The organism is Prevotella sp. khp7, assembly GCF_900109055.1.
GTDB lineage: Bacteria > Bacteroidota > Bacteroidia > Bacteroidales > Bacteroidaceae > Prevotella.
Window position 1 is genome coordinate 61156 of record NZ_FOIV01000002.1, and the last position, 23092, is coordinate 84247.

Below are 23092 nucleotides of genomic sequence, written 5' to 3' on the forward strand. Positions count from 1 at the left end.
AAATTCACGAAGTTTATGGAAATAAAGGAACTCTACAAGTTATACCAGCAACACCCTTGCATCACGACTGATAGTCGTGACTGTCCTCAAGGAAGTATTTTCTTGGCCTTGAAAGGCGAGTTGTTTGATGGCAATAAGTTTGCCGCGTCAGCTATCGAGAAAGGGTGTGCCTATGCTATTGTCGACGATGCGTCTGTTGTTCCTGCCAGCGACAATCGATTCATTGTGGTTCAGGATTGCCTGCAGACCTTCAAGGATTTGGCACGCGAGCATCGCCGTCAGTTCAACATCCCTGTCATCGGCATTACTGGTACCAACGGCAAGACAACCACCAAGGAGCTGATTGCTGCCGTACTTTCTCAGAAATACAATGTACTCTATACCCAAGGAAACTTCAACAACGACGTAGGCGTTCCCAAGACCCTATTCCGCCTCTCCAACGAGCATGAGATTGCTGTCATCGAGATGGGAGCTAGTCATCCCGGTGACATCAAGACGCTGGCAGAAACAGCAGAGCCGACCTGCGGTCTGATAACAAATGTAGGCAAAGCTCATTTACAGGGTTTCGGCTCTTTCGAGGGTGTAATCAAGACAAAATGTGAGCTCTACGATTTCCTTCGCAAACAAAAAGACAGTCTCATCTTCATTAATGCCGATAATGAGCACTTGGTAGACCAAATCAGCGATGACGAAGAACTCTGGCTTTCGCCTTATTCTACAGATCCTGACAATCAGTATTCATGCATCAGTGGCGAGATTATATCGTGCGACCCCTTCTTGAAGTTCCGCTGGCGCGAACCGCTCATGGTTCTTGAAGAAGAAGGCCGAAGCACCAAATGGCACAAGGTACAGACACAGCTTATCGGCTCTTACAATATCGACAATCTGCTTGCTGCCATCGCCGTAGGCATCAATTTCGGAGTTGACCGAAAGAAAATCTGCGCAGCCCTTGAGGAGTATACACCTTCAAACAACCGCAGCCAGATGACCATCACAGAGAAGAACCACCTGATTGTGGATGCATACAATGCAAATCCCTCGTCTATGCAGGCAGCATTGGAAAACTTCAAGCTGATGCAAGCCGACAACAAGATGGCAATTCTCGGAGCCATGCGCGAACTAGGTGAAGTGTCGGCTGAAGAACACCAGCGCATTGTTGACTATCTGAAGACCACAGACGTCAAAACCGTCTGGTTGGTGGGTGAGGAATTTAAAGACATCAAGTGCGACTATCATAAGTTCAACGATGTAGAAGAAGTGAAGGCTGCCATCAAAGCCCAGTGCCCAGAAGGCCAGTACATTCTCATCAAAGGTTCCAATAGTACCAAACTCTTCCAATTGCCCGAACTGCTTTAGACATGAACAACACTTTCTCTTGGCTGGGATTACTGCTTTGTCTACTGGTTTTTACCAGTTGTAAGGATCGGCACTCGACATTCACACTCGAGAAGGTAAATGCCGTCTACTACTGGCGTACAGACCTGAAGCTCGATTCTACCGAGAGAATCTTTCTTCAGCGACATCACATCAACAAGGTGTATTGCCGCTATTTCGATGTAGTGATGAGCGATGACGATGCAACAGAACCAAAGCCAAATGCTACCATCTCGTTCTCTGACACCCTTCCCGAAAATATCGAGCTCATTCCCACCGTATACATCACCGAAGACTGTATGCATCGTCCATATCAGGGACTGGCGAAAAAAATTGTAAAGCGCATACAGCAGATGAACGAGACCAACGACATCAGACACGTTAGCGAGATACAGATAGACTGCGACTACACCTCGAAAAGCCGAAACATTTACTATCAATTTCTCGAAGAGGTGAAACAAGCTTGGGGAGGTACACTCTCCACCACCATCCGCCTTCACCAACTCTCGATGGCTATCCCGCCCGCCGACTATGGCGTGTTGATGGTTTATAACACAGGCGACCCTCGTAAGTGGAAAGAGCGCCGCTCAACTGATGGTCGCTTACTCGAAGAAGGCAAAAACCCCGTTCTTGACTATCGCGATGTATTTCCATATCTGAGTAAGCTCGACGATTACCCCCTACCCCTTGCTACAGCCTATCCCGTATACCAATGGATCAGGAACATCGAAGGGGTCAGGGTGGAGCATACTGTTGAAGCCGCCGAGATTCTGAAAGTAAAACAGGCACTGGAAAAAGAGCGTAAGGATCTCAAGAATGCCATTATCACCTATCATTTAGACAAAGAAAACATTAACAGATATAAGCCCAAAACCTATGAAGAGATTTATCATCATTAACCTACTGGCAGTTCTCACACTGCCCACTTTCGCTTGTGCCTGGGGAGATCCCGAAAACCCCTATTTATTCAGCATCTACACGTCCAACAACTTCAAAGATCGTGTAGAACGCATCTGCAACGACAACTGGAAAGCCTACCTTGGCTCGACAGAAGAATATTTCTGGTTCAATGCTGACGATGCCATCAAGGCCGCCCGTCAGAAAGGCGATGCACTGATGGTGAGCTACGTGCAGAACTTGAACAAATATCTCAATTGTGTCAGTATCGAACAGCGCAAACAGAATGAGTGGAACTACCCCACCAAAGATGAAATCACCACCCAGCAGACCCTTCTGAATGCTATTCGTGTCTATGCCCTCAGCAAGACGAAAACCAGACTGCGCTCCCAGCATGCTCTGCTTTACATGCGTTGCAACATGATGATGGGTCGTCACCAAGACAACATCACCTTTTGGGAACAAACGGCCAGCAAGTATATCGAGACTGTCTATAAAGACATGATGAAGAACATTTATGCGGGTGCCCTCTACAAAACAGGACGTGAGGATGAGGCTGGAGAGATGTTTGCAGAGATGGACGACTATGAGAGTCTGATGACACTGTTCTATAAGAAGCGCTCCTACCTTGCCATCAGCCAGCATTACAAGCAGAATCCTAATTCAAAGGTATTACCCTTCCTGTTGCAAGACTTTGTCAACAATGCCCAAGAAGCTAACGATGCCAAGAACGAGGGTGCCTTCGGTGGTAAACTCTTCATCCGTGATATCAACCAACAGGAATCATGGCAGATGCAGCAGTTCTGTGAGTTAGTAGTACGCGAGGGAAAGACCGAAACCCCCATCATGTGGAAAACTGCTAAAGCTTGGCTTGAGTATCTTTCTGGCAAGAAACAGGAAGCCCTCAAGGACATCAATGCAGCTATGGGGATGGAAGGTTCTGAGCGTATGAAGGAAAGCGCCCGCGTGCTGAAATTATACATTACCGCAGCTCTGGCCAAGCCAAGCGATAAATTCGATAATTATCTGACAGAAGAACTTGAATGGCTCAAAGCTAAGGAGATTCAGGACAATTTCTTCTATCGCGCAAAGACCCGCCTGGTCAATCAGGTTATCATCCCACACTATCAGAACAAGCCTGAGCAACTGCTGGCTCTGATGTCTGTCACTTACAACAGCCAATACCCCAACTACATCGACACTATGCGTGTTGACCGTCTCGAAAAATACCTTATTTATAGCAACACCCCAGGCAAAACTTCCTTCGATAAATATCTGAAAAGTCACATCAAAGCCAACGACTCTACGCTCATCGAACTCATTGGAACGAAATATATGCGTTTAGCCCAATGGGATAAGGCTATCCAGTGGCTAAAGGAGATACCAATTTCTTACTACAACGAGAAACACAGCAAAGAGTATCTCTATTATTCTGTTGTTCGAAAATGGACAATAGAACCTTGGATAACCCGCCAAAGGGTAAAACAGAGCGAGATTTATGAGCGAGATCTCAAGTGGAGGAAGCACCGCAAACTCGATTTCTGTAAGGAGATGCAGATGATGGAAAGTTCGCTTAACCTGCTGAAAGGCAAGGCTCTCGAGCAACGTTATTATAACCTCGCCACATACTATGCTCAGGCCAACATCAAAGGAGACTGCTGGTGGTTGCTTCGCGACACCAAGAGTGGTTATGACACTATACGTGTCAATGAGGTCGACTTCGGGCAGAAAGCTGTCGAATACCTCCAGAAAGCAGCCATGAGCCGAGATAAAGACCTGAAACTGAAGGCACTGTTCGCCATGGGCTACAGCGATCTTTATACCGCTACATCAAACACCAAATTGTGGTATGAGAATGCATGGAACTCGGAAGTTTCCGACTTCGTCACCATATACCATCGTCAATCTCCTCAGTTCCGGGCCTACCAAGGGCTTTTCAATCTGGTCGAAAACACCCCAGAGGAACCTGCGTACGTCAGCAGATGTGACGAATTTCTGCAGTTCAGAAAGTACTACCGACAGCATAAATAATAAAAAATATCCCTTTTCCTGCACGTATTTCATTTTTTTGCCGTACCTTTGCAGCCGGTTTAAAAGGCAAACCTCCTGAGATATTCAGGAATCGGGATGTAGCGCAGTTGGTAGCGCACTACGTTCGGGACGTAGGGGTCGGGCGTTCGAGTCGCCTCATCCCGACCAAAACAAAAGGAAGTGACTAATGAATCAGTCACTTCCTTTTTCCATATATGATCTATAATCGCCCCATTTCTCTATTTTCACATCGAAATGTCCATTGGTAATACTGCAATGTTTCGTCGAACCATCCATAAACTCTGCGTTGCCCTCGAATGAGAAAGTTCCGGAAATCAACTCTCCCTGCTTATAGGTGCGGATTGTAACACGTGAACTACTGATATCGAGAAGTCCATAGTAGAGTGACGTCACAGAGTCTTCTTTTAGCTCCGAACCTGCAAGATAGGGCAGTTCTATGTCTGCTACGTTGTCTAAGACGGCACCCTGTCTTACTTGTTCAAGAGGCAGGCAAATGGCGATATGCTCTGACTTCTCAAGTTCTTCATTCTTCTCGAGAGATGCCCATATTTCGAGAGTGTCTGTGTATTCTCTTGCCCCCACAGATTCGACATATACAGCAGGTGGTATTCGCGGTGCCCAAAAGTATTCCACCTTTTTTCCATTCAAAAAGAAGCCTAAAGTATTCCTACCTGAATCTGTGTCTTCAAACGGGTCGGCCTTATCGCATGAGACGAGAGTAAAGGCAGCAAACATCATAATTACAATTCCCCAGAGTTTCATTCTTTTCATTTCTGTTGTTATTTTTTTAATAGTTGATACTTCTATCTATGGAAACGACAAAGTGCGGGGAATCCTGCATCGCCATGCGTTAAATGTTCCTAAATCCCCTCCGTTACGACTATCGCTTTACTCCGAGGAAAGTCTCGGTTTGCTCCGTGCAGACTAACCTCACACTCTGTCTGGATATTTTCTCATGGGATGTGAGGTGGTGAGGCTTTCCTTGAATTGTTAATCTTTTATAAGATTAAAGCTAGCAATTTTACTTTTAGGTTTCTGGTGTGTCAAATAAGGCAGAAGTGTAAAAGTAACAATTAACTCATTATCAAATTTAAAAACCAAACTTTACTTTATGAAAAAGCTATTTATTTCGCTGATGGCTCTCACAAGCCTCACAGCAGTAGCACAGAATCCTATTGTTCCTTCTGTAAAGGCAGAGGTCGAGGACTTCAAGCCTGCCACAACCAATCAAGAGAACAAGCAGTTTCCGGCCATTAACTCTAAGCGCCAGGTCCGTGCGCAGATTAAGGCACCTCAGGCTACATTCGTAGGACTCGACATTGCTGGCAAAATCTATGAGATGACCAAGGATGAGAACGGTGTATGGACTGGTACCTCAGAGCCTCAGGACGAAGGTTTTCACTATTATCAGCTCAACATCGATGGTGCAAACGTGCCCGATCCAAACAGTTTATACTACTATGGTGCCAGCCGCTGGGGAAGCGGTATCGACGTTCCTGCTGCCGACGAGGATTTCTATACTGTAAAGAATGTGCCTCAGGGCTCTGTCAACGAGGTATATTACTACTCATCAGTAACTCAGGAAATGCGTCACGGCTACATATATCTGCCCGCTGAATACTACACCAATCCCACGAAGAAATTCCCCGTGCTCTATCTGCAGCATGGTATGGGTGAGAACGAGACTGGCTGGAGTGCCCAAGGAAAGACAGGTATCATTATGGACAACCTGATTGCCGCTGGCAAGGCCGTACCTTTCATCATCTTTATGGACAACGGACTGAACGCACGCAAGCCAGGAGAACAGCCAATGGGCTTTGGCGGTCCTCGTCCACAGGGAGCCCACCCACAGGGTGCTCCTCAGGGGCAGCGTCCACAGGGAAATGCTCAAGGACAGCGTCCACGTATGGGTGGGGCCGATTTCGCCAAGATGGCCCGTCGCATGGGTGGTGCCTTCGAGGAAGTGCTGATTAAGGACATCATTCCTACAGTAGAAAAGAACTACCGTGTGATAGCCGATGCTGATCATCGCGCTATGGCTGGTCTGTCGATGGGTGGCATGCAGACTCATGGCATCACGCTCAACAACCCCACCACGTTTGCTTATGTAGGAATCTTCAGCGGTGGTACCATCGGTGCCGACGAACTGACAGATATCCCTGACTTCAAGAAAACCAATAAAGTGCTCTTCATGAGTGCTGGCGGCAAGGAAAAGGGAATGGCAGAAGGTGAGACAAGCGTAGGCAAGGTGGCAGAGGATCTGAAGGCAATCGGCATCAACGCACACAGCTACATCTCGCCAGAGACAGCCCACGAGTGGCAGACCTGGCGTCGCAGCCTCTACCAGTTTGCACAGTTGCTTTTCAAATAAGCAGATAACACAAAGAAAAGAGCTGCTACCTTTGCCGAAGGATAGCAGCTCTTTTTGTAAAAAACCAGAGGATTCCTTTGTTATTATAGATTCTTTGATTACTTTTGCAGCATAAAATGATTAATAGTAAAATCAAAAGAAAATATGGAAACAAAGTATAAAGATAACAAGGTGAAGGTGACTGTTATAGAAAGTCGCTGTCCCAAGTATAAAGTTGGTGATGTTATCTGTTTCGAAGGGAGTATGCTCGACAAAGAGCATAGTGATAATGTTTGTATGGTTGCAATGAATGCGATTTACCCATTTGTCTACGCTTTCAGAAGAGGCGGTTATCTAAGAAAAGGACCATACCAATGCACGGATTGCGGTGAGACCGTTAAGTTTGAAATAGAAATCATCCCTTAGTTTTTATAATAGGTAAATTAAAAAGATAAGACGAAGATAGATTCTTCGTCTTATCTTTTTCTACTCCCTTTTCCAGGAATCATCGGACTCCTGCCACGGGGTCTCATCCATGACCAAAGTCTTAGTTATTTTATGAGGTTTCCCAGCTATAACTCTAAAGGAATAAGGACCTCCCTGATACCCGATCCATTGAGTTTTATAATCATAGATAATTTGTAGAGGGTCTGGTGGAGTGACAAATAATGTAAGCATCTTGCCATCCCTTTTCATAGCTCCTATAGCCTTTATCCATTTCCTCTGAATCTATTATCACTTAAACGGTTCTCTCGCCAAGCGGGTCACGCTTCAGGCTTTCAATCATATCGCTGATCTTATGCAACTCACGGGTGATACGGATGCTCTGCGGACAATGGGGCTCACACTGATGGCATCCGATGCAATGGTCGGGCTGGCGATCACGGGGCACCACACGCTCGAGCGAGATGAGGTATTGGCGGCGATGCTTGCGGTATTCTGCATCGCCCACGCCCATAGGTAACGAACCTTCGTTCTTGCATTTATTATAATGTACGAAGATGGCTGGAATATCAATACCATAAGGACAAGGCATGCAGTACTTACAATCATTGCAGGGGATGTTTTCCAAACCCACAATCTTCTGGGCAATCTCCTTATCAAGGTAGCGCATCTCATCATCAGATAATGGAACAAGTGGACAATAGCTCAAGAGATTGTCCTTGAGATGCTCCATATAAGTCATACCAGAAAGAACAGTAAGCACACCTTCAGGGGTTCCTGCATAACGAAAGGCCCATGAAGCCACACTACGCTCTGGAGCATGGCTCTTCAACTCAGTAGCCAGATATTGCGGGAGATTGACCAGACGCCCACCCAATAGGGGTTCCATGATGACAGCAGGAATACCTCGCTTATAAAGTTCGGCATAGAGGTAGCTAGCATCAACATTATTATTACTGATTTCGTTGGCATAATCCCAATCAAGGTAGTTAAGCTCTATCTGAACAAAGTCCCAATGATACTTATCGTGTAAGGCGATGACCTCGTCGAACACCTCTTGCTTACCATGAAACGAAAAACCGAGGTTGCGGATACGACCTGCCTCGCGTTCCTTTAGCAGATAATCCATCATACCATTATCCACATAGCGACCCTTGAACTCCTCCATGCTTCCTCCAACAGCATGGAGCAGATAATAATCGAGATACTCGACCTGAAGTTCCTTCATCGAGTTATGATACATCTCCTTAGCCTTGTCAGCAGCCCAGTAGTCGCGGTTGAAGTTGGACAGTTTAGTAGCCACAAAATACTCACTGCGCTTATGGCGATGGAGGGCTATTCCCGTACAACGTTCTGATTTACCCTGACAATAAACAGGAGAGGTGTCGAAGTAGTTCATGCCATGCTCGATGGCATAGTCTATCTGCTTGTTGATCATCTCCTGATCGAACTCATCACTGTTGTTGACCTTTGTCGGAAGGCGCATCATGCCATAGCCTAAGACCGACACCTTCTCTTTTGTCTTGGGATTCTCACGGTATGTCATCTTACCAATGGGAGGCTCCACCTGGTTTTTATATTCCTCAGCGGCCTGTACGCCTGCTTTGTTGCCACCCTTACAGCCAGCTAAGGTAGCTACTGCGGTCACACTGCCTGCTCCAAAGATCTTCAGAAACGAACGGCGCGATATATTTTTCTTTTCCATAAACAACTTCCTTCTTTTTTAAATCTTACGATGTACCTCATGTCCCTCGACATAAATAGCCGAGAACGGACGCGACGGACAAACATACTCACAAGCACCACAGCCTATGCAGGCTGCTTCGTTGATAGCAGGCACCATAGGTGATTCGTCATCATTAGGATCGAGCTGAACCATCTCGATAGCACCAGATGGACAATGGCGGGCACAGTTGCCGCACTCCACCTCGTCGGTGAGCACCACACAGTTTTTCTTAATCCACACTGCATGACCAATCTGAATAGAAGTCTTCTCGGGTTTGTCAATCTTTTGGATGGCACCAGCTGGGCAAACCTCAGAGCAACGGGTACACTCTGGACGGCAATAACCATGTTCGTACGACATAGTGGGTTGCATGAGGTGAATTAAGTCACTACTCGGGCGAAGCACCTGGTTGGGACACTCGGAAATACAGAGTTGGCAACCTGTACAACGTTTGGCCAAGTTATCGAAAGAAAGTGAGCCTGGAGGTGTAAGCGGTGTCTGGCGCTTAGGAGCCACTTTATCCTCGATTTCAGCCAATCCTCCATCCATAAGTTTCTCTTTCTTCTGAGCAAGGGCAGCACTAGAGACCAAGACTGACGCTAGCAAAAACGAACGCTTCGAGGCATCGACAGCATCATTGGATTTTTCCTTTGACACTGGTTTCCCTGCTTTATACTTCAGTGCTCCAAACTTACAATTATCAATGCAATTTCCACAGACCACGCAACGGCTATAGTCAACAGTGTGTGTCTTGTAGTCGATACAAGCAGCCTTACAATTCTTGGAACAGAGTGAGCAGTTTCTACACTTGTCTTCATCGAAGCTAATCTTCAACCACGAGAAACGGGCAAAAAACGACAGGATAGTACCTACAGGGCAGATGGTGTTACAATAAGTACGTCCGCCTCGCCAAGCTAAAATAAAGAGAGCCACCAGCGTCACAGCAGCAATGATCAGTACAGGTAGTGAGCGCATCCATGTATCAACGCTATAGAAAGCATAACTCTCGTAATGTTCTGCCACCATAGCCAGAAGGTTATTACCCAACTTCCATAAAGGCTGGAAGATTATCGTGGCAATGCGTCCATAGCTGCTATAAGGCGCTAACAGCTGGAACAAAGAACCTATACCAGCGACACCAGCAATGACAAATACTACCAGCACGGGATAACGCAACCAACGCACTTCCTTGGAATAGGAATACTTATTCTTCTTGCGATGGAAACGCGCCAGGATATCCTGGAACACACCCAACGGACAGATAATAGAACAGTAAATACGCCCGAAGATAAGCGTCAGGGCAATAAGTGTTAAGACCAACACGAGGTTGAGTGCCATCACTGCTGGCAGAAACTGGATTTTCGCCATCCAGTTGAGCCAATGATGAAGCGTCCCCGTGAAATCGAGGAAGAGCAGGGTTATCAGCACAAAGAATACCGCTGCAAGAATCGTTCTGATTTTACGTAACATAAGTCTATAAAGCATTTGTTTATTTAGTAATCTTCACAATCACGATGCTGAGTTCATAAAGCAACCATATAGGCAGAGCAACCACAAGAAGCGTGAAAGCATCGGTAGTTGGGGTAATGATGGCTGCGACAACTAGAATCGCCACAATGGCGTGTCTTCGCATCGATTGCATCATCTGGGCATTTACCAACCCCATCCGCCCCAATATCCAGCTGACTACTGGCAACTCGAAGACGATACCCATCACCAGACTCATCATCAGCAACGTATCCATATACGACTGAAGGGTCAGCATATTCACCACATCAGGACTTACCTGATAAGTGCCCAGGAACTTCACCGTCAGGGGGAAAATCAGGAAATAATTAATGGCTGTTCCCAGTATGAACATCAAATATCCACTCCCACAGAGCAAGGTGGCATAACGCCTTTCATTGTCATAGAGCGCTGGCGAGACAAAACGGAAGAGCATATATATAATATAAGGTGAAGCTACGAGCACTCCAGCATACATCGCAGTCTTCATGTGAATCAGGAACTGCTCCGTCAGACCCGTATTCATCAGACTGACATTGAATGGCTCAACGCCCATCAGTCTATAGGTAATGAAATCACTCGATCGCGGTGCCAACACAATGGCAAACAACTCATCCTTCAGACAAAATGCCACCACAGCAGCAATCACCGTTACGACGAGAACCCTTATAATGACCGAGCGTAACTCATCGAGATGATCCCAGAAGGTCATCACCTCCTTACTCATCTTTCTTCTCTTCCTTTATGTCCTCTTTGAGATCCGTCACCTCGTTCAAGCCCTCTTTAAAACTCTTCACGCCTTTGCCAAGACCTTTCATGAGTTCGGGAATCTTCTTGCCACCAAAGAACAGCAAAAAGATAAGAGCGATAATAAGAATCTCTTGCATACCTAATCCAAACATATTCCTTTAGTTTTTTAGTTTATTCTGCAAATATACAAAGAAATCTCGGTAAATCAAGCATTCGCTATGATTTATTAACAAATCAGTACGCAACATAGGGCAACAGACGGTTGATGGCCTCCTGAGGAAAGTCTTTCGACAATTTCAAATCGTAGAGTGATTTAATGGGGCCATGCAGACGACGGTAGTCTGTGATAGCTCGTGCCTGATAGAAGTTGATATAGGGATGGCGCTTGAGTTCGTTCAGGCTCAACTGGTTGATGTTTAGTTTTCGCGGCGAAGCATTTTGGACAACCAGATAGTCTTTGGCATCTAAAGGAAAATCCTCGATTTCATCGAGTTGGTCGACACTGACATAACCACCCAGACGTTGTCCGTATTGTACAATCTTGCGGGCAAAATATGGCCCAATGCCAGGAACAGTCTTGAGTGCGGCAGTGTCGGCTGTATTTAAAATAACATGTTCGCCCTCGCTGATCTTTATCTGATAACGGGCTACTAGCGAGTCATGTTCTCGGTTGCTCAGCGCATGCCCACGACGGAAAGCCGTATCGCGATAAACCACCTTGGTACGTACATAAACCATCTGTGGATGCTGCTTATACCGTTGTTTGTAAGCCTGATGTTCTTTTTCTTTTCTGATGGTGTCAGCGGAAGAAAAGGTATTGGTATCCTTCTCAGCCCTACCCGTGAAAATAATGATTCCAAAAGCAATCAGCATGACGCAAAGCGCGGAAAGAATAACTTTGCGATCAGACTTCTGCAGATAGAAGAACTCACGAATCATAACACGCCAAACTGATGGAGGAATATCAGGACTATACAAACGGGTACGACATATCGGATGGAGAAATACCACGCCCTGAAGAATGTTTCCTTAAGCACGCCGCCATTGGTGAACTCATCCTGCACCAACTTACGATTTACGAACCAACCTAGCATAATACTCGTGAGGAAAGCGCCAGACGGCAGCATCAACTGGGCGGTCAGAAAATCGCAGAAGTCAAGTAGTGACATACCGAAGAGTCGTAAATGGCTATAAGCTCCCACTGACAGTGAACAGAATACAGCAATCAGCGAACAAACAACAGTTAACACCCAAGCAGCTCGCCGACGAGGCAGATGAAGCTCTTCATGAAAGAAGGCCGTACCTATCTCATGCATGGAAATGGTAGACGTCAGAGCAGCAAACACCAACAAGGCATAAAACAGAATGGCAATGACATAACCAACCACAGGCATAGAAGCAAAGGCTTGCTGAAATACATTAGGCAAGGTAATAAAAATAAGCGAAGGACCACTATCAGGTTGCACACCGACAGAGAAAGCCGCAGGGAATATCATGAGACCAGCCAGGATAGCGATGCCAGAATCGAGTAAAGCAATCTGTGTAGCTGAGTGCAGCAGATTAGTATCACGCTTAAAGTATGAAGCATAGGTACAAAGACAAGCAGTTCCAAGACTTAATGAGAAGAATGCCTGCCCTAAAGCTTCCAGAAACACATCACTGCTCACCTTCGAGAAATCCGGTTTCAACAAGAACTCAATACCCGCAGAGGCACCAGGCAACAAGCAGGAGGCCACCACCAGAATGAGCAGAAGCACCAGAAGCAAGGGCATGAGAAGCTTAGAAGCGCGTTCAATCCCCTTCTCCACCCCCTGAGCCACCACCAGATGGGTAATCAAGACAAAGGCTACTGCCCAAAGACATGGTTTAACAGGGGAGCCACTGAACTGTTTAAAGTAATCTACCACATAGGCAGGATCGCCAACCAGTTGTCCAGCAATGGATGCATACAAATACTGAAGGCACCAGCCCGCCACCACGGCATAGAAACCCAGAATTATGGTTGAGGTAAGAATACCCAGATAGCCAACAAATCGCCATGGCCGACCTCCCATAGTAGCATAGGCACGTGCGGCATTGGTCTGGGCATGACGACCTACGACGAACTCACTCACCATGCCAGGGATACCCAGAAGCAGCACACAGGCAAAATAAACAAGAATAAAAGCAGCACCGCCATTCTGTCCCGTCATAAACGGGAAGCGCCAGATGTTGCCTAACCCTACCGCAGAACCAGCAGTTGCCAAAACGATGGCAAGCCTACTACCAAATGTACCTCTCTTCGTCATTTACAGCAGTCCGAATTGATGTAGGAAGATAAAGAGAATGCAGATAGGACATACATACTTCACCAAGAAAAGATAGAGATGAAACAGCCGGCCATTATCAAGCGTTCCCATGTTAGTGAACTCATCGCGAACAATCTTATGGGGCACAAACCAACCAAGGAATATGCAGGTAAGGAAGCCCACCATTGGCAAGAACAACTGTCCTGTGACGAAATCAAACAAATCGAAGAGCGTCATGCCAAACAAACGGAACCCACTCAGCGAGCCCAATGATAATGAGCAGAAGATCCCAAGGATGATACAGCACACCGCCACAGCCAGCGCTGCGCGCTTACGAGTAGTTCCCATCTCCTCTTCAAGGAATGCCGTGCTCACTTCATGAAGCGACATCAGTGAAGTTAGGGCTGCCATCGACAGAAGGATATAGAACAAGACGGCAATGATATAGCCAAGGCTGGAGATACCACCGAAAGCCTGCTGAAACACATTAGGCAGGGTGATGAATATCAGCGAAGGGCCGCTGTCTGGATTGACGCCAACAGAAAACGCAGCAGGAAAAATAACCAATCCCGCGAGCAGAGCTACTAAGAAGTCGATGATTCCTATCTGTATAGCCGAACCAGCCAGATTGGTTTGCTTTGAGAAGTAGCTGGCATACGTACAGATACAGCCCATAGCAATACTCAGAGAATAGAACGATTGGCCAAGAGCCGCTAAGAACACATCACCATTTACCTTTGACATATCAGGCTTGAACAGAAATTCGATACCTTTCTGGGCATCAGGCAGCATGCATGAGGCAGCCACGATAATCAATAATAGTATAAATAAGGTGGGCATCATGAGCTTTGAAGCCCGCTCAATACCATCACGCACACCATGGGCGATAATCATATAAGTGGCAAACAGAATAAGAAACGTCCAGAATACTGGCTTTACCGGGTCTTGCGAAAAAGTCACAAAATAGTTGCTGATATATTCAGGATCACCCTGCAACTTACCCATCAGCGATGCCCATATATACTCTAAGCACCAGCCCGAAACCACTGCATAATAACTGGAGATGAGGAATCCCGTTAAAACGCCCATATAGCCGATAACCGACCATATGGAACCTCCTGACATCTTGCGGAACGCCCTAGCCGTGTTTGCCTGCCCGTGACGACCGATGATAAACTCACTAATCATGCAAGGGATGCCAAGGAGCAAAATACAGAAGATATATATAATGATAAACACAGCACCGCCATTCTGACCTGTCATATAGGGGAAGCGCCAAATATTCCCTAACCCCACAGCCGAACCTGCAGTTGCCAGAATAACGCCAAGTTTGCTACCGAAACTGGCCCTTTCTAACTTTGACATATTAACTTTTCTCATCTTTCGTTTGCAAAAGTATAAATTATTTCTTAATTTTGCGCCTAAATCGCAAGTAAATATGAGTTTTTTGTTTCATTTAGTAAAGAGATACCCCTTTTCGGATGTGTTTATTCTGGCAATCTGGATTCTTTCGCTCGTTCCGTTTTTCCCGGAGACACCACTCGATAACGTTAGGTTCATTGATAAATGGGTACACTTCGTCATGTACGGCGGGACCTTCACCATTTTATGGATAGAGTATACTGTCAAGCACAATAAGCCTGATTATGAGAAACTTTTCTTCTGGGCATGGCTGATGCCTATCATCATGAGTGGCATCATAGAACTATTACAGGAATATTGCACGGGCGGACACCGCAGCGGCGACTGGCTTGACTTTGCCGCCAACGCCACTGGGGTAACTATTGCCGCGCTTATCGGTCTGCTGATTCTTCGCCTTTCCCCCAAGCGGTGAAAGGGTTCTTCAACAGGTGTGCGTTATAGTAACGGCGGTCGCCAGTCACCTCACGACCAATGAAGTCTGGCTTTTCAAAGGGTTCATCTTCTGACTGCAGTTCTACCTCAGCCATCACCAGTCCCTCATTCTCGCCATAGAACTCATCAACCTCGAAAGTATGCGAGCCACTTTTTACGAGATAGCGGGTCTTATCGATGCTGCCGGGTTCGCAGAGTTTCATCAACTGGGTTGCCTCCTCGAGGGTTATCTCCTTCTCGAACTCATAGCGACTCAGTCCATCGGCATTCGAAGGTCCCTTAATAGTCAGATATCCGCGGTTGTCACGGATACGCACCCTAACGGTACGACCGTGACCACTACAGATATAACCTTGACAGATGCGACTGCTACTGAAAGCCTGTCGCTTGTAATCATCGTTACGAACCAGAAACTTTCGTTCTATCTCCAGTCCGCTCATTAAGATACGATGAAGATAGAGTAGACGACAAACAGAACGGCGAGAACTACCAATACACCGAAAATCCATTCGAGTACTTTCTTACCGCCTTGTTCCTGCTTCTTCTGATAAGCCACCTTTTTCTGGGTGCTCTTTGATGCTTTTGCAATCTGTGCCATAATTCAAAATGTTTTTATTGTTATTCTTGTTGTTTGTTTTCTATTGCTCATCATCATTGACGGGGAACTCCATCAGGTAAGCCTTGATGAAATCATCGATCTTACCATCCATCACGCCATCAACATCTGTTGTCTGATAGTTGGTGCGGTGGTCTTTGACACGACGGTCATCGAACACGTAGCTTCGAATCTGACTACCCCACTCGATCTTCTTCTTACCTGCCTCAATCTTCGCTTGAGCTTCCAGGCGTTTCTGCATGGCGCGGTCGTAGAGCTGTGAGCGAAGCAAAGTCAGAGCGCGCTCCTTATTCTTCGGCTGGTCGCGGGTTTCAGTATTCTCAATCAGGATTTCCTCTTCTTCACCAGTATCAGGGTCGGTATACCAATAGCGCAAACGGACACCCGACTCCACCTTATTAACATTCTGACCACCAGCGCCAGAGCTACGGAACGTATCCCATGAAAGCTTGGCAGGATCGACATAGACCTCGATGGTATCGTCGACCAGGGGAGATACAAAGACAGAAGCGAACGACGTCATACGCTTGCCCTGAGCATTAAACGGACTGACACGCACCAGACGATGCACACCATTCTCGCTCTTAAGATAGCCGTAGGCATAATCGCCACCCTCTATCTGCATAGTGACACTCTTGATGCCGGCATCATCGCCATCAAGGATGTTCGAGATCGACACCTTATAGCCATGAGCCTCAGCCCAGCGCATATACATACGCATCAGCATCGAAGCCCAGTCCTGAGCCTCGGTACCACCAGCGCCAGAATTAATCTTCAGCACTGCGTCCATAGGGTCTTCTTTCTGACGGAGCATGTTCTTCAATTCAAGTTCCTCAATGGCCTTAATGGCTTTGGCGTAGTTCTCATCCACCTCTTCCTCAGTCACCATCTCGTCTTTATAGAAGTCGAAGGCCAGCTGCAACTCGTCGGCAAGGGTGCGAACCTCTTTATAACCATCGAGCCACTTCTTGATACCCTTCACTTTCTTCATCTGTTCTTCTGCTCGCTGACGGTCTTCCCAGAAGTCAGGAGCCTGCGTACGAAGATCTTCCTCCTCGTACTCTATCTTCTTCTTATCTATCTCAAGATAACGGTGCAGTGCATCTGCACGTTCTAATACATCTTTCAGTTGGTCTTGCGTAATCATATTCTATTCAGCATACATAGCGTCGATTTCCTTCGCATAATTTACGTTCAGCACTCGGCGTTTAATCTTCAGCGTATTCGTGAGTTCGCCCCTCTCCATTGAGAAGTGATGAGGCAGCAAAGTGAAACGCTTCACCTGCTCGTAATGAGCCAGCTGCTGCTGTAAAGTGTCTATGCGTTCCTTCATCATCTCGTAAATCTGGGGATTGGCACACAACTGCTCACGGTTCTCAAAAGCGATACGATGCTCACGAGCATACTCCTCCAGCAACGGATAGACTGGGATAATCAGAGCCGACACGAACTTCCGCTGGTCGGCGATGATAGCGATCTGGTCGATATACTTATCAACAAGCAGTTTCGACTCAATCATCTGAGGCGCAATATACTTACCATTTGACGTCTTATAAAGGTCCTTGATACGTTCCTTCAGGAACAGTTCGCCTCCTTTCAGATAGCCAGAGTCGCCTGTCTTGAAGTATCCGTCGTCTGTAAAGGCAGCCTTTGTCAGGTCGTCGCGGTTATAATAGCCACGAGTAATGGTGGGGCCCTTCAAGAGCACTTCGCCCTCATCGCTGATTTTGATGTCGATGCCCTCGATGGGGATTCCTACTCCACCTACGGTATACGGCTCGCCAAGATGATTACAACTAACGGTAGCCAGACTCTCCGTCAAGCCGTAGCCCACAATCATATTGATACCGATGGCATGTACGAACTCCTCGACCTTGGGATTCACCGTGGCACCTGCCGTGGGGAAGAAGTGGGCGTTCTCAAGTCCCAGCTCCTTGCGAACCAGAGAGAACACCGTCTTATTGAGCATCTCATACTCCAGATGAAGCGTCAAAGGCGGGCGCTTACCCTTTGAGATATAGTCGATATTATGTCTCTTACCTACCTTCTCGGCATGGCGGAACAACTTGCGCTTAGCAGGGTTGGCCTTCTCGATCTGCTCCTGCACACCCATATACACCTTCTCCCAGAAACGGGGAACGCTCGACATACAGGTGGGATGTGTCTCCTTCATCGACTGCTGCACCTCCTGCGGATAGGTATTCACTATCAGCGTGGCACCTTCCGTCAGACACAGGATTTTCCAGCCCTTCTCGAAGATATGGGTAAATGGCAGGAAGTTCAGCACACGGTCTTCCTCTCCTACCGGCACGCATTTGTCATTAGCAATCATAGCGGCATGGTACTGGCCACAGGTCAGGATAACGCCCTTAGAGTCACCGGTGGTTCCACTGGTATAAAGGATGTTGGCAATATCATCCATCGAAGCCGAGGCCTGCAACTGCTCTACCTCCGACTGACGGGGATTGTTCTCGCCCAGCTTCAGGAAGTCATCGAAGTAAACAGCGTTCACGTCGTGCTCCGATATCCTGACGGTTCTGTCGAACACGATGATACGCTCCAGCGTCTGGCACATCGTTGCCACACGAAGGGCCTTGTCATACTGCTCCTGCTCACCCACGAAGAGGAAACGGATCTTGGCATCGCTGACCATGAACTGTATCTGCTGTTCAGAGCTTGTGGCATAGAAAGGTATAGTGACAGCCCTGATGCCCCATGCACCGAAGTCGCAGAACAGGTACTGCACAGAGTTCTGCGAGAACACACCAATGTTCTCCTGCACCTTGACGCCCAGGTTGAGCATGGCATTAGACACTTGCTTGACCGTGGCTGAGAACTGATTCCACGACATCGACTTCCATTGTGTGCCGCCAAAATCCTTATAGATCAGCGCCTCACGGTTGCCATACTTCATGGCCTGATCGTGAATCAATCGTGATAAATGACTTCTTGTCTGCATAATCATCTTCTCTAATTCGGTGCAAAATTACGTAAAATAGCTTAGATAGCCAAATTATATTGTGGAAAAGATGCCTTATTCCACGAAAACGATGACGTGCTGGCGTCAGATATTGATGCCGTAGTTCTGCTTCACTTCGCTCATCACGAAAGTGCTCTCGATGGCGCTGATGTTACCCACGTCGCCCAACTTGTTAAGCACAAACTCCTGATACTGCTTCATGTCGCGAGCCCTTACCTTCAACAGATAGTCGTACGAACCCGAGGTGTTATAGCACTCCGTCACCTCCGGGAGGCGCATGATTCTGCGGGTGAAGGCATTAGCCATGTCGTGGTTAATCTGCTGCAGTTTCACTTTGCAGAACACGAGCAGCCCCTGGTCTAGTTTCTCTGGGTCGAGAATGGCCACATACTTCTTGATATACCCTTGGCGCTCCAACCGCTTCTGGCGCTCAAACACAGGGGTTGGTGTCAGATGCACGGTGTCGGCCAGTTCCTTGGTCGTCAGTTTTGCATTCCTTTGCAGCGTCTTCAGTATCTGCAAGTCGGTTTCATCTAATACGTCTGCCATAACTTAGTCATTATTTCTCTTTACACACTGCAAAGTTAGGACTTTCTTGCGAAATATGCAAGAATAACAGAAAAAAAATCTCCTCATGCTGGCATTAAGGATATAAAACGCCCATTACCAACATTCCACTGACTTTCGCATTGTAAAGAAAACATGCCTAAAAAAGCACCTCTCCACCAGCTCAATCTAGAGCAGCGGAAAGCGCTTTTAGAGTTTCATTACGACTAACTATGGGTTTATCGTAATGAAACTTGGGGTTTGTCGGTAGTAAACTTAGGGTTTACTCGGCGTAAAGTCTACCCCTTTTTGTGTAAAACAAGTTGTTTTATGCGCGCTCAAGTAGTCTCCACAAGGGATGGAGATAGTCTCTTCGGGAACAAAACAAGTTGTTTTGTTCCGAAAGATGACGTCTGAACGAGGGGTGGAAATGGAGCTTTTCTATAACGCTCACGTTCTCAACAACTTACAAAAACGGCTCAAAACTCGCGTATTTGCGGCCAAAGGGCGGCTTGCTGACAAAGACGTGAGTTTTGAGAGCCGATTTGTAATATTCTTTCTTTTATACGCTTTAACTATCTGCGCTGACCTTCCGTCTCCTCGCGCTTAGCTTTATAGTAGCGGTCGATGAAATCAATCTGTTCACGATTGGGGCGCATGATGAGCGAGGCACCGTTTGAGAACTGCATCGTGGTGGGTTTCGACTCGTCGAACGCAGGCCAGTAAGGCAGGCCCTTGCCATTGGGATTACAGGTCTTGGCAAAGTTCACCCAGTATTGCTGGATAATCTCAGCCACAGCAGCCTCAGCGGGATACTTGTCGGGCTGGGTGAGGAACTCGCCATTCAGATACATGATATCATCAGCATGAGCCACGCCCACACGACGGGGATCGCCAGAGAAGCTACGCTCTGAGGGCTGTGCGAGGAAGGCAGCATAGGCAGGACTCTTGCCCGTCTTGCTCTGCAGACTTACCCAAGCATATGAGGGCCATGCGAAGCCCATATCGCGGAAGGCGTCGCCAAAGCCGTGCCAAGCCTCTTCGTCGGTAGTGCCAGGATAGAACTTCAGCGCCTCGTCGGCCCACGAACCGAAGATGCCTTTAACAGACTTCTGATAGTTCTCTGCCGTCATATTGCCAGGAGCAAAGAGAGCGCCCTCGTCGGAGTTGGTCATCACGATGACTGGCACATCGTTATACTCACCACGCTCATAGAGGCGATACTGGTCGTCGCAAATCACATAGCCGTCCACACAAGGCCAGAAGCCCGAGAAGCCCACGTTGCCGTCGCAGAGCGACATAGCATCCATCTTGCGCAACTCCTTCAGCGACTTCTTCCCAAGATGCTTCTGGAATGCCAGTCCCTGCTGTTCTGCCCCTTTCTGTGAGGCATCCAGGCCCAAGGCGCGCGGCTTATCGCTCCAAGGGGCAAACGAACCTCCGCTCTGACTGATGGCTGCACGGAAGAGACCCTTAGCCAGCGGAGAAGCACACAGCATGCTACAGCTGATGGCACCGGCACTCTCGCCGAAAATGGTGACCTTCGAGGGATCGCCACCGAAGTTGGCAATGTTACGCTGCACCCACTGAAGGGCAAAAATCTGATCGAGCAGGCCATAGTTACCCGAATGACCGTCTTTCGATTCCTTGGTCAGCTCAGGATGCGCCATGAAGCCTAAGGCTCCCGTACGATACTCGATGCTCACAATGACTACGCCACGCAGGGCGAGATGCTTCCAAAGGTCGCCACCATAATGTTCCGTCTGGAATCCGCCACCGTGAATCCACACCATCACAGGCAGACGGTCGTCGACAGAAGTAGCCGGAGTGGCAATGCCCAGATACAGGCAGTCCTCGCTCATCATATCTGCCGTACGTCCAGGACGTGTAGGCTGAGGAGGCCAAGGACCGAACTTATCGGCTTTCAGCACACCCTCCCAGGCCTTGGCAGGCTGAGGAGCACGCCAACGGAGGTTGCCAACAGGGGGAGCTGCATAAGGAATGGCCTTGTACACAGCCAGCGTTCCGTCAAGCACACCCTCAACGTCACCTGTCTCTACATGGGTTTTCAAGAGCGGCTGCCCTTGCACATGAACCGTCAACATAAGAGCGCAGACGCTCAGAACGATTGTTAGAAGTCTTCTCATATTATATATAATGTATTATTAGTTATTGTAATCGCTGACAAAGGTAAGCATTTTCTGTCATAATAGCGGCCTTTTTGGAGAAATATTCTGTTAAGGCACCCTTATGACCCTATCTTCGGAATAATACTCCACTGTATTCCAATAAAAAGCTATATATTCTGAATTTTAGAAGAAATTTGGTTATTCATTCCAAACGCCGTACCTTTGCACCCAGAAATCAATAATAATAATTAAAAGAAAGGAAAAGATTATGAGTACAAAGAATTATCGTTTTGAGACATTGCAACTTCATGTAGGTCAGGAACAGGCCGACCCCGCTACCGACGCCCGTGCCGTGCCCATCTATCAGACAACAAGCTATGTATTCCATAACTCACAGCATGCAGCCGACCGCTTCGGACTGCGCGACGCCGGCAACATCTATGGACGACTGACAAACTCTACTCAGGGTGTATTCGAGGATCGTGTGGCAGCCCTCGAGGGTGGTGTAGCAGGACTGGCTGTAGCCAGCGGCGCAGCTGCCATCACTTATGCCCTGCAAAACATCGTACAGGCCGGTGACCACATCGTGGCAGCCGACAATCTTTATGGCGGCTCTTATAACTTGATTACCCACACCTTAGCAACTCAAGGCATCACAAACACCATCATCAACGTGAACGACCTTGCAGCTCTGGAAGCAGCCATCAAACCCAACACGAAGGTTGTATATGCTGAGACCTTCGGTAATCCGAATTCTGATGTACTCGACCTTGAAGGTGTGGCTGCCGTAGCCCACAAGCACGGCATCCCCTTCATCGTTGACAACACATTCGGTACACCTTATTTAATTAGGCCCCTTGAGCACGGCGCTGATATCGTGGTGCACTCAGCCACCAAGTTCCTCGGAGGACACGGAAGCTCGCTCGGCGGTGTCATCGTAGACGGTGGCAAGTTCGACTGGAAAGCCAACCCCGACAAGTTCCCGACATTGGCAAAACCCGACCCATCTTATCATGGCATCGTATTCGCCGATGCAGTTGGTGCCGCCGCTTATGTTACTCGTATCCGTGCCGTCATTCTGCGTGATACTGGCGCAGCCATCTCACCATTCAACGCCTTCATCCTGTTGCAGGGTGTAGAGACACTGAGCCTGCGTGTAGAGCGTCATGTTGAGAACGCCCTGAAGGTGGTCGACTTCCTTGCCAAGCACCCGAAAGTGGCCAAAGTAAACCACCCTGCCCTGGAGAGTCACCACGATCACGCACTCTACCAGAAATACTTCCCCAATGGCGGCGCCAGCATCTTCACCTTCGAGATCAAGGGCGGACAGGAAGAGGCCTGGAAGTTTATCGATGCGCTCCAGATCTTCTCACTACTGGCAAACGTGGCCGACGTGAAAAGCCTGGTGATTCATCCCTACACCACCACACACTCTCAGCTCTCGCCTGAGGAACTGGCAGAGCAGCACATTACTCCGTCAACGGTTCGCCTCAGCATAGGAACGGAACATATTGACGATATCATTGCCGACCTGTCACAGGCTCTAGACCAGATTTAAATATTTAAAGGAAAGATAAAGG

At 47.7% G+C, this 23092-nt stretch carries 21 protein-coding genes and 1 tRNA gene; 8 read left to right on the forward strand and 14 right to left on the reverse strand.

Going from position 1 to position 23092, the window contains the following annotated elements:
* Positions 1-15: 15 nt before the first annotated feature.
* The 4 genes from BMX82_RS03970 (at position 16) to BMX82_RS03985 (ending at position 4470) form a co-directional block, all read left to right on the forward strand.
* Positions 16-1356 carry a UDP-N-acetylmuramoyl-tripeptide--D-alanyl-D-alanine ligase gene (locus BMX82_RS03970; protein ID WP_036911612.1) on the forward strand — a complete coding sequence of 447 codons (1341 nt, stop codon included), beginning with the start codon at positions 16-18 and terminating at the stop codon, positions 1354-1356.
* A 2-nt stretch (positions 1357-1358) separates the two neighbouring features.
* Entirely contained in the window at positions 1359-2273 is a 915-nt protein-coding gene (locus tag BMX82_RS03975) for a hypothetical protein (RefSeq protein WP_036911611.1), read from the forward strand.
* Entirely contained in the window at positions 2251-4302 is a 2052-nt protein-coding gene (locus tag BMX82_RS03980; RefSeq protein WP_091766346.1) for a hypothetical protein, read from the forward strand. The genes BMX82_RS03975 and BMX82_RS03980 overlap by 23 nt, the downstream gene beginning before the upstream one ends.
* A gap of 92 nt (positions 4303-4394) precedes the next feature.
* Positions 4395-4470, forward strand: a tRNA-Pro gene (locus BMX82_RS03985).
* Positions 4471-4494: 24 nt separating this feature from the next.
* Here the strand turns inward: BMX82_RS03985 and BMX82_RS03990 are convergent.
* Positions 4495-5094, reverse strand: a complete 600-nt coding sequence (locus BMX82_RS03990) for a hypothetical protein (protein ID WP_036911603.1) — start codon at positions 5092-5094, stop codon at positions 4495-4497.
* Positions 5095-5434: 340 nt separating this feature from the next.
* Here BMX82_RS03990 and BMX82_RS03995 point away from each other — a divergent pair, with 340 nt between their 5' ends.
* The gene (locus BMX82_RS03995) at positions 5435-6694 is read left to right on the forward strand and encodes an alpha/beta hydrolase (RefSeq protein WP_091766352.1); all 1260 of its coding nucleotides are present in this window, start codon (positions 5435-5437) and stop codon (positions 6692-6694) included.
* Between the two features lie 144 nt (positions 6695-6838).
* Complete coding sequence (locus BMX82_RS04000) at positions 6839-7099, forward strand: TIGR04076 family protein (protein WP_036911599.1); 261 nt, start codon at positions 6839-6841, stop codon at positions 7097-7099.
* Positions 7100-7412: 313 nt separating this feature from the next.
* On the opposite strand, the gene BMX82_RS04010 is transcribed toward BMX82_RS04000, so the two are convergent.
* From BMX82_RS04010 to BMX82_RS04040, 7 genes are all read right to left on the reverse strand, one after another.
* On the reverse strand, positions 7413-8822 hold the full coding sequence (locus tag BMX82_RS04010; RefSeq protein ID WP_091766358.1) for an aldo/keto reductase: 1410 nt from the start codon (positions 8820-8822) through the stop codon (positions 7413-7415).
* A gap of 18 nt (positions 8823-8840) precedes the next feature.
* Positions 8841-10313: a 4Fe-4S binding protein gene (locus BMX82_RS04015; RefSeq protein WP_091766361.1), complete on the reverse strand. Its 1473-nt coding sequence runs from the start codon at positions 10311-10313 to the stop codon at positions 8841-8843.
* Positions 10314-10332: 19 nt separating this feature from the next.
* Positions 10333-11076, reverse strand: coding sequence for a twin-arginine translocase subunit TatC (tatC, locus tag BMX82_RS04020; protein ID WP_255396545.1), 744 nt, complete (start codon positions 11074-11076; stop codon positions 10333-10335).
* A complete protein-coding gene (gene tatA / locus BMX82_RS04025) occupies positions 11069-11251 on the reverse strand; it encodes a twin-arginine translocase TatA/TatE family subunit (protein ID WP_036911591.1) in 183 nt (60 codons plus the stop codon). Before tatA ends, tatC begins: the two co-directional genes overlap by 8 nt.
* 82 nt (positions 11252-11333) lie before the next feature.
* The gene (locus tag BMX82_RS04030) at positions 11334-12038 is read right to left on the reverse strand and encodes a ComEA family DNA-binding protein (RefSeq protein WP_091766364.1); all 705 of its coding nucleotides are present in this window, start codon (positions 12036-12038) and stop codon (positions 11334-11336) included.
* A complete protein-coding gene (locus BMX82_RS04035; RefSeq protein ID WP_091766366.1) occupies positions 12035-13387 on the reverse strand; it encodes a sodium-dependent transporter in 1353 nt (450 codons plus the stop codon). Before BMX82_RS04035 ends, BMX82_RS04030 begins: the two co-directional genes overlap by 4 nt.
* A complete protein-coding gene (locus BMX82_RS04040; RefSeq protein ID WP_091766369.1) occupies positions 13388-14752 on the reverse strand; it encodes a sodium-dependent transporter in 1365 nt (454 codons plus the stop codon).
* A 73-nt stretch (positions 14753-14825) separates the two neighbouring features.
* Between BMX82_RS04040 and BMX82_RS04045 the strand changes: the two genes are divergently transcribed.
* Positions 14826-15221, forward strand: a complete 396-nt coding sequence (locus BMX82_RS04045; protein ID WP_036911582.1) for a VanZ family protein — start codon at positions 14826-14828, stop codon at positions 15219-15221.
* Here BMX82_RS04045 and BMX82_RS04050 read toward each other — a convergent pair.
* The 6 genes from BMX82_RS04050 to BMX82_RS04075 all read right to left on the reverse strand — a co-directional run bounded on the left by BMX82_RS04050 (position 15181) and on the right by BMX82_RS04075 (position 21530).
* Entirely contained in the window at positions 15181-15681 is a 501-nt protein-coding gene (locus BMX82_RS04050; protein WP_036911580.1) for a CYTH domain-containing protein, read from the reverse strand. The genes BMX82_RS04045 and BMX82_RS04050 overlap by 41 nt on opposite strands.
* Positions 15681-15839, reverse strand: coding sequence for a hypothetical protein (locus BMX82_RS12955; protein WP_177172013.1), 159 nt, complete (start codon positions 15837-15839; stop codon positions 15681-15683). Before BMX82_RS12955 ends, BMX82_RS04050 begins: the two co-directional genes overlap by 1 nt.
* A 40-nt stretch (positions 15840-15879) precedes the next feature.
* Entirely contained in the window at positions 15880-17004 is a 1125-nt protein-coding gene (prfB, locus tag BMX82_RS04055) for a peptide chain release factor 2 (protein WP_091766372.1), read from the reverse strand.
* A 3-nt stretch (positions 17005-17007) separates the two neighbouring features.
* Positions 17008-18816 (reverse strand): AMP-dependent synthetase/ligase, encoded by a 1809-nt coding sequence (locus tag BMX82_RS04060; protein ID WP_091767244.1) that lies wholly within the window; start codon positions 18814-18816, stop codon positions 17008-17010.
* Positions 18817-18921: 105 nt separating this feature from the next.
* Positions 18922-19386 (reverse strand): Lrp/AsnC family transcriptional regulator, encoded by a 465-nt coding sequence (locus tag BMX82_RS04065; RefSeq protein WP_036911576.1) that lies wholly within the window; start codon positions 19384-19386, stop codon positions 18922-18924.
* Positions 19387-19958: 572 nt separating this feature from the next.
* The gene (locus BMX82_RS04075) at positions 19959-21530 is read right to left on the reverse strand and encodes a carboxylesterase/lipase family protein (protein ID WP_091766378.1); all 1572 of its coding nucleotides are present in this window, start codon (positions 21528-21530) and stop codon (positions 19959-19961) included.
* 250 nt (positions 21531-21780) lie between these two features.
* On the opposite strand from BMX82_RS04075, the gene BMX82_RS04080 reads away from it, so the two are divergent.
* Entirely contained in the window at positions 21781-23070 is a 1290-nt protein-coding gene (locus tag BMX82_RS04080) for an O-acetylhomoserine aminocarboxypropyltransferase/cysteine synthase family protein (RefSeq protein ID WP_091766381.1), read from the forward strand.
* Positions 23071-23092 lie beyond the last annotated feature (22 nt).

Bases quoted from the DNA above. Each gene is read 5' to 3' on its own strand.
- tatC (WP_255396545.1), bottom strand. From the start codon at position 11,076: ATGAGTAAGGAGGTGATGACCTTCTGGGATCATCTCGATGAGTTACGC.
- BMX82_RS03970 (WP_036911612.1), top strand. From the start codon at position 16: ATGGAAATAAAGGAACTCTACAAGTTATACCAGCAACACCCTTGCATC.
- BMX82_RS04060 (WP_091767244.1), bottom strand. From the start codon at position 18,816: ATGCAGACAAGAAGTCATTTATCACGATTGATTCACGATCAGGCCATG.
- BMX82_RS04035 (WP_091766366.1), bottom strand. From the start codon at position 13,387: ATGACGAAGAGAGGTACATTTGGTAGTAGGCTTGCCATCGTTTTGGCA.
- BMX82_RS12955 (WP_177172013.1), bottom strand. From the start codon at position 15,839: ATGGCACAGATTGCAAAAGCATCAAAGAGCACCCAGAAAAAGGTGGCT.
- BMX82_RS04080 (WP_091766381.1), top strand. From the start codon at position 21,781: ATGAGTACAAAGAATTATCGTTTTGAGACATTGCAACTTCATGTAGGT.
- BMX82_RS03975 (WP_036911611.1), top strand. From the start codon at position 1,359: ATGAACAACACTTTCTCTTGGCTGGGATTACTGCTTTGTCTACTGGTT.
- BMX82_RS04065 (WP_036911576.1), bottom strand. From the start codon at position 19,386: ATGGCAGACGTATTAGATGAAACCGACTTGCAGATACTGAAGACGCTG.
- BMX82_RS04040 (WP_091766369.1), bottom strand. From the start codon at position 14,752: ATGTCAAAGTTAGAAAGGGCCAGTTTCGGTAGCAAACTTGGCGTTATT.
- BMX82_RS03990 (WP_036911603.1), bottom strand. From the start codon at position 5,094: ATGAAAAGAATGAAACTCTGGGGAATTGTAATTATGATGTTTGCTGCC.
- BMX82_RS04030 (WP_091766364.1), bottom strand. From the start codon at position 12,038: ATGATTCGTGAGTTCTTCTATCTGCAGAAGTCTGATCGCAAAGTTATT.
- BMX82_RS04075 (WP_091766378.1), bottom strand. From the start codon at position 21,530: ATGAGAAGACTTCTAACAATCGTTCTGAGCGTCTGCGCTCTTATGTTG.
- tatA (WP_036911591.1), bottom strand. From the start codon at position 11,251: ATGTTTGGATTAGGTATGCAAGAGATTCTTATTATCGCTCTTATCTTT.
- prfB (WP_091766372.1), bottom strand. From the start codon at position 17,004: ATGATTACGCAAGACCAACTGAAAGATGTATTAGAACGTGCAGATGCA.
- BMX82_RS04050 (WP_036911580.1), bottom strand. From the start codon at position 15,681: ATGAGCGGACTGGAGATAGAACGAAAGTTTCTGGTTCGTAACGATGAT.
- BMX82_RS04000 (WP_036911599.1), top strand. From the start codon at position 6,839: ATGGAAACAAAGTATAAAGATAACAAGGTGAAGGTGACTGTTATAGAA.
- BMX82_RS03980 (WP_091766346.1), top strand. From the start codon at position 2,251: ATGAAGAGATTTATCATCATTAACCTACTGGCAGTTCTCACACTGCCC.
- BMX82_RS04045 (WP_036911582.1), top strand. From the start codon at position 14,826: ATGAGTTTTTTGTTTCATTTAGTAAAGAGATACCCCTTTTCGGATGTG.
- BMX82_RS03995 (WP_091766352.1), top strand. From the start codon at position 5,435: ATGAAAAAGCTATTTATTTCGCTGATGGCTCTCACAAGCCTCACAGCA.
- BMX82_RS04015 (WP_091766361.1), bottom strand. From the start codon at position 10,313: ATGTTACGTAAAATCAGAACGATTCTTGCAGCGGTATTCTTTGTGCTG.
- BMX82_RS04010 (WP_091766358.1), bottom strand. From the start codon at position 8,822: ATGGAAAAGAAAAATATATCGCGCCGTTCGTTTCTGAAGATCTTTGGA.